At 45.7% G+C, this 10,359-nt stretch carries 6 protein-coding genes; all 6 read left to right on the plus strand.

Annotation, left to right across the window (positions count from 1 at the left end):
* Positions 1 to 2,291 (plus strand): ABC transporter permease (locus tag VIP81_RS08545; protein WP_331958451.1); only part of this gene is annotated, 2,291 nt, incomplete at its 5' end.
* 19 nt (positions 2,292 to 2,310) lie between these two features.
* Positions 2,311 to 4,695 (plus strand): ABC transporter permease, encoded by a 2,385-nt coding sequence (locus VIP81_RS08550; RefSeq protein ID WP_331958454.1) that lies wholly within the window; start codon positions 2,311 to 2,313, stop codon positions 4,693 to 4,695.
* A gap of 11 nt (positions 4,696 to 4,706) precedes the next feature.
* Positions 4,707 to 7,112: an ABC transporter permease gene (locus VIP81_RS08555; RefSeq protein ID WP_331958457.1), complete on the plus strand. Its 2,406-nt coding sequence runs from the start codon at positions 4,707 to 4,709 to the stop codon at positions 7,110 to 7,112.
* Positions 7,113 to 7,192: 80 nt separating this feature from the next.
* Positions 7,193 to 7,858: an ABC transporter ATP-binding protein gene (locus VIP81_RS08560; RefSeq protein WP_331958460.1), complete on the plus strand. Its 666-nt coding sequence runs from the start codon at positions 7,193 to 7,195 to the stop codon at positions 7,856 to 7,858.
* A gap of 145 nt (positions 7,859 to 8,003) precedes the next feature.
* Positions 8,004 to 9,353 (plus strand): TolC family protein, encoded by a 1,350-nt coding sequence (locus VIP81_RS08565; protein ID WP_331958463.1) that lies wholly within the window; start codon positions 8,004 to 8,006, stop codon positions 9,351 to 9,353.
* A 25-nt stretch (positions 9,354 to 9,378) separates the two neighbouring features.
* The coding region (locus tag VIP81_RS08570) for an HlyD family secretion protein (RefSeq protein WP_331958466.1) at positions 9,379 to 10,359 on the plus strand (981 nt) is incomplete at its 3' end.

The raw sequence follows: 10,359 nt of genomic DNA on the forward strand, positions 1-10,359 counted from the left end.
CGGCTTACAGGGAATGGACTTATGATAACTTTCATGAAAATGGCAAAGATATCTATCAGTTACTGGGTAAAGAAAATATAGGTACCCGGGTAAAAACCAGCGGCAGTATAGCTCAGCCACTGGTTGCCGCCATTAAAAAGGAGATCCCCGGTGTAAAGTATACTACTTTTATTGCCGATGATAATCTCCCGGTGAAATATGGCGCCAATCATTATTACCTGGGTACCCAATTGGTGAACAATGATTTTTTGAAGATGTTTACTTTCCCATTACTGAAGGGAAATAAAGATCATGCCCTAGAGCAGCTGAACCAGATTGTGATCACAGAAAAGGCAGCACACACGCTGTTCAAGAACGAAGAACCGGTAGGTAAAGCCGTAGAGGTGAAGTTGGGCGAAAAATGGCAGCCCTTCATTGTAAGTGCAGTGGCGGCTGATATTCCGGACAATTCAGGAATGAGCTTTGACCTGCTGATCCGCTTCGAGAATGAACCGGGTTACGCCAGCACCAAAGATGAATGGAATGCATCTAATTTCCCCGTGTTTGTACAATTGGACCCGGGCGTAAACCCTGCTTCTTTCGAAAAAAATATTACTCCGTTATTACAGAAATACTATAAAGGGAAAATTGAAGACCTGGAAAAGAATGGAGGGGCCAACGCTAAAAGCAGCACCTTATTCTGGATGGAGATCCTGCCGTTAAAAGATTTTCATTTAGATCCCAACAGCAACTACGGCAGCGGCCTGAATAAATTTTATCCATGGCTAATGATTATCCTGGCAACACTGATTATCAGCATTGCCTGTATCAACTTTATTAATCTTTCTATTGCCCGGTCTTTCGGACGTAGCGGAGAAATAGGTTTAAGGAAATCGCTCGGCGCGCAGGATCGTCAGCTGATGTTGCAGTTCTGGGCAGAAGCTTTTCTGCTGTGTTGTTTTGCACTTCTACTGAGCGTGTTGCTCATGATATCGATTCTGCCTTATTACAACCAGGTATTTGGTCATCACCTTGCCCTGGGAATCTTCCGTAATGTGGGCGTAGTAGCGGGTGTAGTGATTGGATTTTTTGTGATCACCCTGCTGGCGGGTGGCTACCCGGCCTGGAAAGTGGCCAAAATAAATATTGTGGAAGTGCTGAAAGGCAAACTGGGGATGGGCAAAAGCAGCGGTGTACGCAATGCATTGATCATTGTACAGTTTGTGGTAGCCGTTGTCCTGATCAGCTGCACGTCTATCATCTGGCAACAACTCAGTTTCATACAATCGGCCCCATTAGGATACAACGCTACAAAAGTGATCAGTATTCCATTGGATAATGCGCCACCATCGGCTATCGCTGCCATGCGTAACAGGCTCGCCGAATTCCGGGAAGTAAAGAGTGTTACCGCCAGCATGCTGAACCTGGGACTGGGAAAAGATGGTTCCTCCGGCAACTGGACCAGGGGATTTTCGTATAAAGACAAGCACATTACCACACAATACCTGGGGGTAGACTATGACTACGCCACTACACTGGACCTGAAGATGTTGGCTGGTCGGGACTTTTCCCGCAATTACGGTACAGACAGCACTGCGGTGATTATTAATGAAGGAATGGCCAAACAGCTGGGGGTAGCTGATCCGATAGGGATGACATTTAGCATAGGAGACGATGCCCCGGTACATGTAATCGGGCTGGTAAAGGATTATCATTATGAATCATTGCGTAAGAAAATAGATCCATTGGTGATGGTCATGAATGAACCATCTACCCTGTCTTATATTTTCGTAAAGGTAGAAACACCGAATCCGGTAGCGTCGCTGAAAAAAATTGAAGCTACCTGGCGGAAAATGAATCCACTGGCAGAAAATGATGCTTCTTTTCTGGATGAAAATACACAACGGCTGTATCGGCAGGAACAGCGGTTTTCAAAAATATTTATGACCGGCGCTATCCTCGCCGTCATTATTTCCGGTATGGGATTATTTGCGATCGCCGTGCTGGTAATGGCGCAGCGGAGAAAGGAGGTAGGTATCCGTAAAGTACTGGGCGCTTCTATCAGCGGCATTGTATTGTTGCTGTCAAAAGATTTTCTGCGCCTGGTACTGGTGGCTGTAGTCATTGCTACACCCGCCGCCTGGTATTTTATGTATCGCTGGCTGGAGAACTTCGAATTCCATGTAAACATACACTGGTGGGTATTTGCAGTAGCCGGATTGGTGGCAGTAGTGATTGCTTTTTTAACCGTGAGTATGCACTCAGTGAAAGCCGCATTGGCGAACCCGGTGAACAGCCTGAAAAGAGATTAATATTTTAAACAGCATTTGTATGTGGCGTAATTATTTGAAAACGGCCGTTAGAAATCTTACTAAACGCAAACTGTATTCGGTGATCAATATCACCGGGTTAGCAGCGGGTATCGCCTGCTTTATATTGTTGGCGCTTTATCTTCAAAACGAATGGACGTATGATCAGTTCCACACCAATGCTGCACAGCTATACCGTATTCGTACCGATTATGGGGAGAAAGATCAACCGGTTACCCATACTGCTTTGACGTTTAATGCACTCGGTAATGTAGTAAAGGATTATCCGGAAGTGAAGCGGATGTCGAGGGTATATCCTTACGCCAGTACGGTAAAGTATGGCGATAAAGTAGCCAACGAGCAACGTTTTATTTATGCTGATCCTGCATTTTTTCAGCTCTTTTCTTTTCCGTTGATCTCCGGCAATGCTGCTACGGTACTGGATGGTCCTAATATGGTCGTGTTGTCGGCGTCGATGGCAAAAAAGTATTTTGGTACCACAGATGTAGTAGGCAAAACCCTGAAAATAAATGATAAAAAGGAGTATCAGGTGACCGGTGTAGCACTGGACGCTCCGGCTAATACACACCTGAAATTTGATTTCGTGGCCAGCTATGCTTCTTTAGGGCAAAAAGATAACTGGAATGCACCTAACTATTATACCTATGTACAAGTAGCCGATAATGCCGGAGCAGAAGGATTACATAACAGGCTGGTTGGCCTGATAAAGGAGATGATGCAGGGGGTGACCAGGAACGGTGCTACACTCGATTTTGTACCTGAACCAATCACCGGTATTCACCTGCATTCTATTGCCGGCAACTCCACAGAAGCAGGTGGCGATGTTCGTTACAATAATATTCTGGCCGTGGTAGCCATCTTGTTGTTGCTGATTGCCTGCATTAATTTTATGAACCTGGCTACCGCCCGCTCCGCCGACAGGGGCCGGGAAATAGGAGTGCGCAAGGCGCTGGGCGCTGTACGCGGACAAGTGTTCTGGCAGTTTATGGCAGAATCTACCCTGATCACTGGTTGCGCCATGGTGATAGGCGTGATCCTGGCATTGATACTACTCCCTTCTTTTAATAATATGGCCGATAACAGGCTGAGTATGGGCCTGGCCAATGGTTACCGCATCTATGTTTTACTGGGCCTGGTATTTTTGGGGACTACTTTTTTTGCAGGTACCTATCCGGCCGTCATGTTGTCCCGATTCAAGCCGGTACAGGTGTTGAAAGGCAGGTTGACTTATACCACAGGTGGTAGTCTCCGTAAAACGCTGGTGGTGTTTCAGTTTGCCGCTTCGGTGTTCTTCATCATCTGTACACTGGTGGTGGGCAATCAGCTGCATTATATTCAACATAAAAAATTAGGACTCGAGAGAGGACATGTGCTGGTATTGTCTGGCGATCATATTCATTCGCAGTTGCTGGCAACGCTTAAAACCCGGTTATTACAGCAACCGGATATCCAGGAAGTAAGCGCCTCTTATGATTCGCCGGTGGCGGTTGGGGGTGGTTATACCATTGACAGGCTGGAGGGCAAGCCAGCCGATTATAGCATGAATGTTACGGCCATCCCGGTAGAAAAAGATTATCTGCGTACCATGGGCATCCGCCTTATCGCGGGGACCGATCTTACAGCCACCGATGTACTGGATGTACAGCGGCCGGATAGTGCGAGGGTTAACCATTTCTTTTTAAATGAAACCGCTGTTCGCCACCTGGGTTGGAATCCGGAAGAAGCCATCGGGAAAAGAATGGTCATGAATGGCCGCGTAGGTGCGATTCAGGGCGTTATGCAGGATTTCCATTTTGCCTCCATGAAAAGCAAAATTGAACCCATCATTGTTTTTCCTGAGTATGATTATTTTGGAGAAATATTGATTAAAACTTCCGGCAAAAACGACCAGCAAGCCATTGCCGGTATAGGAAAGATCTGGACGGAATACCTGCCGGGAATACCATTTGAATACCACTTCATGGATGAAGATTTCAATAGCTTATACAAAACAGAATTCAGGACGAGTACCATACTCACCACTTTTTCTACCATCGTGATCCTGGTGTCCTGCCTCGGATTGTTAGGACTGGCGGCTTTTACAGCCGAACAGCGTACCCGCGAAGTAGGTATCCGTAAAATAATGGGTGCTTCTCCGGCCAACGTAGTCGCACTGTTATCTAAAGATTTTATTAAGCTCGTGCTCATCGCACTTTGTTTGGCAGCTCCTATAGCCTGGTATGCCATGCATAACTGGCTGGAAGCATTCGCCTATCATACTCGTCTGAGTGTATGGATTTTCCTGCTTGCCGGCGCCATGGCTATTGTAATCGCGTTGCTGACAGTGAGTCTCCAATCGGTGAAAGCCGCATTAATGAACCCGGTTAAAAGTCTCAGGGCCGAATAAATCATCGTATTATGTTTAGAAATTATCTACTGGTATCATTAAGAAGCATCTGGCGTAATAAAGTGTTTTCCCTGATTAATATCATGGGCCTTGTAGTGGGTGTTACCGCCGCACTGGTGGTGTATTTGCTGGTGCATTATGAAAACAGTTTTGATAAATTTCAAAAAGATGGTGACCGTATGTATCGCGTGGTATCGCATATTTATTATAGTGGCGACAGCGTGAAAAATTCCGGTGTAGCCGTACCCGTGGCGGCAGCCATGCGGGAAAATATACCAGCTGTCAATACTGCATCGCTCTTTTTTGTAAATGATGTAACGGGAAGGATTACGATAGGTGGCAAGGATTTTAAGAATAAGAGCGACATCATTTATGCCGATAAAAGCTATTTCGACCTGATTAATTATCAGTGGCTGTATGGAACCCCGCAAACATCCTTACAGGAACCTTTTACTGTAGTACTAACCGAAAGCAGGGTGCAGACCTACTTTCCGGGATTAACACCCATGCAGGCCATTGGGAAGGATATTATTTACGACGATACCATTCACGCAACAGTGACCGGCGTGGTAGCTGATCTGAAAGGAAATACAGACTTTAATTTCAAAGAGTTTATTGCCCTTTCCACGGCTTATACCGGCAGCCTTAAAAATATTTTTATATCAGATAGCTGGAATAATACCAACGCGGCTACCCAATTGCTGATAAAGTTGAAGAGCACTGCAGATGTTGACCATGTAACGAAACAACTGGCCGCGTTGAGTCATCAGCACAGCGAAGGGGAGGAGGCGCCGATTCTGAAATTACAGCCCCTGGCAGATATTCATTTCAACAGTGATTACGGCGGATTTAATCGCATTGCCAGCAGATCGCAGCTCTTCTCTTTTGGAATGGTGGCGGTGGCATTGCTGGTGCTGGCTGCGATCAATTTTATTAATCTTACTACTGCCCAGGCAGCACGGCGGGCGCGGGAAACTGGTATCCGGAAATCAATGGGCAGCACCACGCGGCAACTGATGACGCAGTTTCTCAGTGAAACATTTCTGCTGACACTGGCGGCCGGTTTGTTGTCCTTACTGATTGCACCGGGATTTTTGTTAGCCTTCCGGTCATTTTTACCGGAAGACTTGTCCAGCGCAGCGTTGTATACGGCGCCGGTATTATTTTTTCTATGCGGCTTATGCGCAGGCGTATCCTTACTCGCAGGAATCTATCCTGCGCTGGTGTTGTCACAGTTTCAACCGGTGGCAGTATTGAAAACGCAGGTGAATGCGGTAGGGGGCAAAGTATGGCTGCGTAAAACACTGACTATCTCCCAATTTGTGGTAGCACAGGTTTTTATTATTGCTACCATTATCGTGAGTAAACAAATTCATTATTCCATTAACAGGGATCTTGGGTTTAGGAAAGATGCCATCCTGGTGGCTAACACACCCTTTTATGATGTACAGGGTACCCGGCGCCAGGCGCTGCAGGAAAAGATTGCTGCCATACCGGAAGTCGCCATGGTAAGCAGGGGGAACAGGGAACCTATTATTAACGGTACCATTACCACCACCTTTAATTATAACGATGGTAAAAAAGATATCGCCAGAAATATGGAGATGCGCTATGGGGATAGCAATTACATACAGCTGTATGGTTTGCAGCTGCTGACGGGAAGAAACTTGCGGACGTCAGATACTATTTCCGAATGGGTGCTGAATGAAAAAGCGGTGGAAGCATTTGGATTCAAACATCCGCAGGATATCATAGGCGTTACTATTAATGAACACCCCGTAGTGGGCGTAGTCAAAAACTTTAATGCAGGCAGTATGCGCAGCGTCATTCCGCCACTGGCTATCAGCAGCTGGGCCGATCGGCAGCATCGCAATATGCATATACTGTTGAGAGACCCGGGTGAGGGTGGTATAGTCTGGAAGCATGCCATCGCCAAAATTGAAAAAGCCTGGAAAGAAGTATATCCCCGTGAGGAATTCAACTATAAATTTCTGGATAAAAGCATAGAAGCACTGTATAAAAGCGAGCAACGCACAGCTACCTTATTAAACTGGTGTGCTGGCCTGGCATTTTTTATCAGCGCACTGGGATTACTGGGGCTGGTCATTTTTACCACCAACCAGCGTACCCGGGAAATAGGCATCCGGAAAGTATTGGGTGCTACGGCCTGGCAGATGATCACATTGCTTACCTCCGACTTTATGAAGCTGGTAGGTGTTGCGTTCGTACTGGCCATCCCGTTATCCTGGTGGGCTATGCAGCATTGGCTATCTTCCTATGCCTACCGTACACCGGTGAGCTGGTGGGTATTTGGGATAGGAGGTGGGGTAATGGCCCTGCTGGCCCTGGCCACCATGAGTATTAAAATTATACGGGCGGCATGGAGCAACCCGGTCAACGCATTAAAATCTGAATAAAGGCAGACAATTACTTTTAATTATATTGCTATGCCCATATGCAGCAATATCACAATTATCAAAAAACAAATTAACCGATCATGATACAATTGCAGAAAATTTCCAGGCATTACCCGGTTGGATTCGGAAAAAATTACATCCTGAAAGATATTGACCTCACCATTAACGAAGGAGAATTTGTATCTATCATGGGACCTTCCGGTTCAGGGAAATCCACACTGCTGCACATTATGGGGCTGCTGGAAGAGCCGTCCGAAGGACAATACCTGTTTGAAGGAGAGCGTGTAGATAGAATGAATGAAAAAAAACGTACCCAGCTGCATCGTGGGTCCATTGGCTTTGTGTTTCAGGCATATCACCTGATAGATGAGCTGACCGTTTACGAAAATATTGAAACCCCTTTACTGTATAAGAATATACCTGCTTCGGAAAGAAAAAGCCGGGTGGCAGATGTGTTGGACCGCTTCAATATGGTAGCTAAAAAAGACCTGTTCCCTAACCAGTTATCTGGCGGACAACAACAGCTGGTGGGTATTGCCCGGGCTATTGTGGCAGAACCACGCGTTATCCTGGCCGATGAGCCTACCGGTAACCTGCATTCTGACCAGGCGAAAGTTATCATGCAGTTGTTCAAACACCTCAATGAGCAGGATAAGATCACTATTATACAGGTAACCCACTCAGACGTGAACGCCACTTATGGCAACCGCGTTATCCAGATCCGCGACGGTCAAATACAACCGTAGGGCAGGTCGTTTTTTAGAATTTTGTAAAAAAAAGATTATGTTGTACACTCAATTAATGAGGTATACTGCCATACCTGTTAAATTTTTGCCTTCTATCAAGAAAGGTGGAAAAGTATCATCACAATTATTATATTTTTGGTATGTTATGAGAATATCCCGAATAGCAGGAGTAATCCTGATTTTATTGTTTGCTAACATATCATCCGCTGTAGCACAGGATACGTGGAGCTTGCAACGTTGCGTGGATTATGCCTTGCAAAATAACCTGACGGTTAAACAACAAGTGGTGCAAAAACGCCTCGCTGATCTGACCTTACAACAAAGCCGGTTACAAATGATTCCCGGTTTTAGCGGTGATGCCAGTGCAGGCTATTCTGATGGTAGGGTCGCCAGTTTGAGCGATAACCAATACGTGAACCAGTCGGTATTCAGCGCCAGCGGCGCCATTAATATGCAGGCCAATCTGTTTAGCTGGTTTTATCAGCAAAGAACCATTGCGGCCAACAAACTGGATGCACAATCCAACAGCTTCCTGCTGGAAAAAGCAAGAAATGACCTGGCCTTTAATGTGGCTACCGCTTTCCTGCAGATACTACTGAATATCCAGACCGTTAACGTAAACGAGGAAAACGTAAGGCTCACCAATTCTAACCTGGACAATACCAAAAAACTGGTGATTGCAGGTTCTGTACCGGAAAGTAATCAGGCCGACCTGGAAGCCCAGCTGGCACAGGACAGTACCAACCTGGTAACCGCGCAGAATAATGTGATCCTTTCTATTCTCCAGATAAAAGCCTACCTCAATCTCGGATTTGAAATTCCATTTCAACCGGAAGTACCGGCTAATATCGGCAATCTGCCCCTGGCTCCTTTACAGGAAATGGCGCCGGAAATGGTATACAGCGCCGCGTTAACGAATTATCCTTTGGTAAAATCCGATGCGTTAAAAATTCAGAGCGCCACTAAGGCATATCAGGCCAGCAAAGCACAACTGTACCCAAGTTTGAGTATAGGCGGTAATATAAACACTTACTATGCAAATAACTACTACGATCAGTATGGCAAAACATTGTCGTTCCATGATCAGATTAGTAACACCTATAAAAAATCTATTGGGGTAACATTAAATGTTCCTATTTTCAACGGCTGGCAACAACGTACCACCGTAGCTAAAGCGAAAATAAATGTATATAGCCAGGAATTAATCCGGGATCTGGATAACCAGAAACTGAAACAGGATATTTATACGGCCCATGCCAATGCTGTAGCAGCATTACAGAAATATAATGCATCTTCTACCGGGGTAATGGCGGCACAGAAAGCGTATGACTTTGCCACCAAACGCTTCAATCTCGGATTAATGAACACCATTGATTACATCACCACTCAGAGTAAATTATTCAGGGCGCAGGTAGATAAGGTATCGGCCCAATACGATTACATATTTAAAATGAAATTGCTGGAATTCTACAGAGATCAGAAAATATCGCTGTAGCGATGCCGGGAAATTAAATTGCTTTATGAAGAAAAAGACACTTTATTGGCTCATAGGCATACTTTGTTCACTCGTTATTTTGCTCCTGGTACTGAAAGCGTCCGGGGTTATTGGTAAAGAAGAAGGGATTAAAGTTGCAGTAGACAAAGCTTCTAACAGAAATATCATAGAAGTGGTAACCGCCAGCGGGAAAATTTATCCTGAAATAGAAGTAAAAGTAAGCTCCGATGTATCCGGGGAAATTACCGACCTGCTTGTACTGGAAGGTGATTCCGTAAAAAAGGGACAGGTACTGGCACGGATATACGCAGATATTTACGGATCTATGGTAGATAAGGCGGCGGCTTCTGTAAGTCAGCAACAAGCCCAATTGGCCAATTCTTCCGCGGCACTCAACTCCTTTAAAGCCCGGTTGGCCCAGAACAAAGCGGCTTTCGACCGTAACAAAGAATTGCTTGGCCAGAAAGTGATCTCCAGATCAGAATTCGAAACTTCCGAAGCTACCTATCTCGCCTCCCTGGCAGATTATAACGCAGCATTACAACAAATAAACGGGAATAAATTTGCCATCCAGAGCGCCCGCGCGGACCTGAATGAAGCCAATAAAAACCTGGGTCGTACTACCATCTCTGCACCCATGAGCGGTATCATTTCCCTGCTGTCTGTAAAGAAAGGGGAACGTGTAGTAGGTACCGCACAAATGACCGGTACAGAAATGCTCCGCATCGCCGATATGAATACCATGGAAGTCCAGGTAGATGTAGGAGAAAACGATGTTCCTAAAGTTAAATATGGCGACACTGCTATCATTGAAGTGGATGCCTATAATAACCGTCAGTTTAAAGGGATTGTAACACAGATTGCCAGCTCCAGCAAAGGCGCCGCCACGGCTACGGCCAGCACGGCTTCTTCTGCAGAACAGGTAACCAGCTATATCGTGCATATCCGCATTCTGCCCTCCAGTTATCAGGATCTGATCGACAAAGTAGGGCAAAGGACCTTTCCT

The sequence above is a fragment of the Chitinophaga sp. genome (genome assembly GCF_036566945.1).
Taxonomy (GTDB): domain Bacteria; phylum Bacteroidota; class Bacteroidia; order Chitinophagales; family Chitinophagaceae; genus Chitinophaga.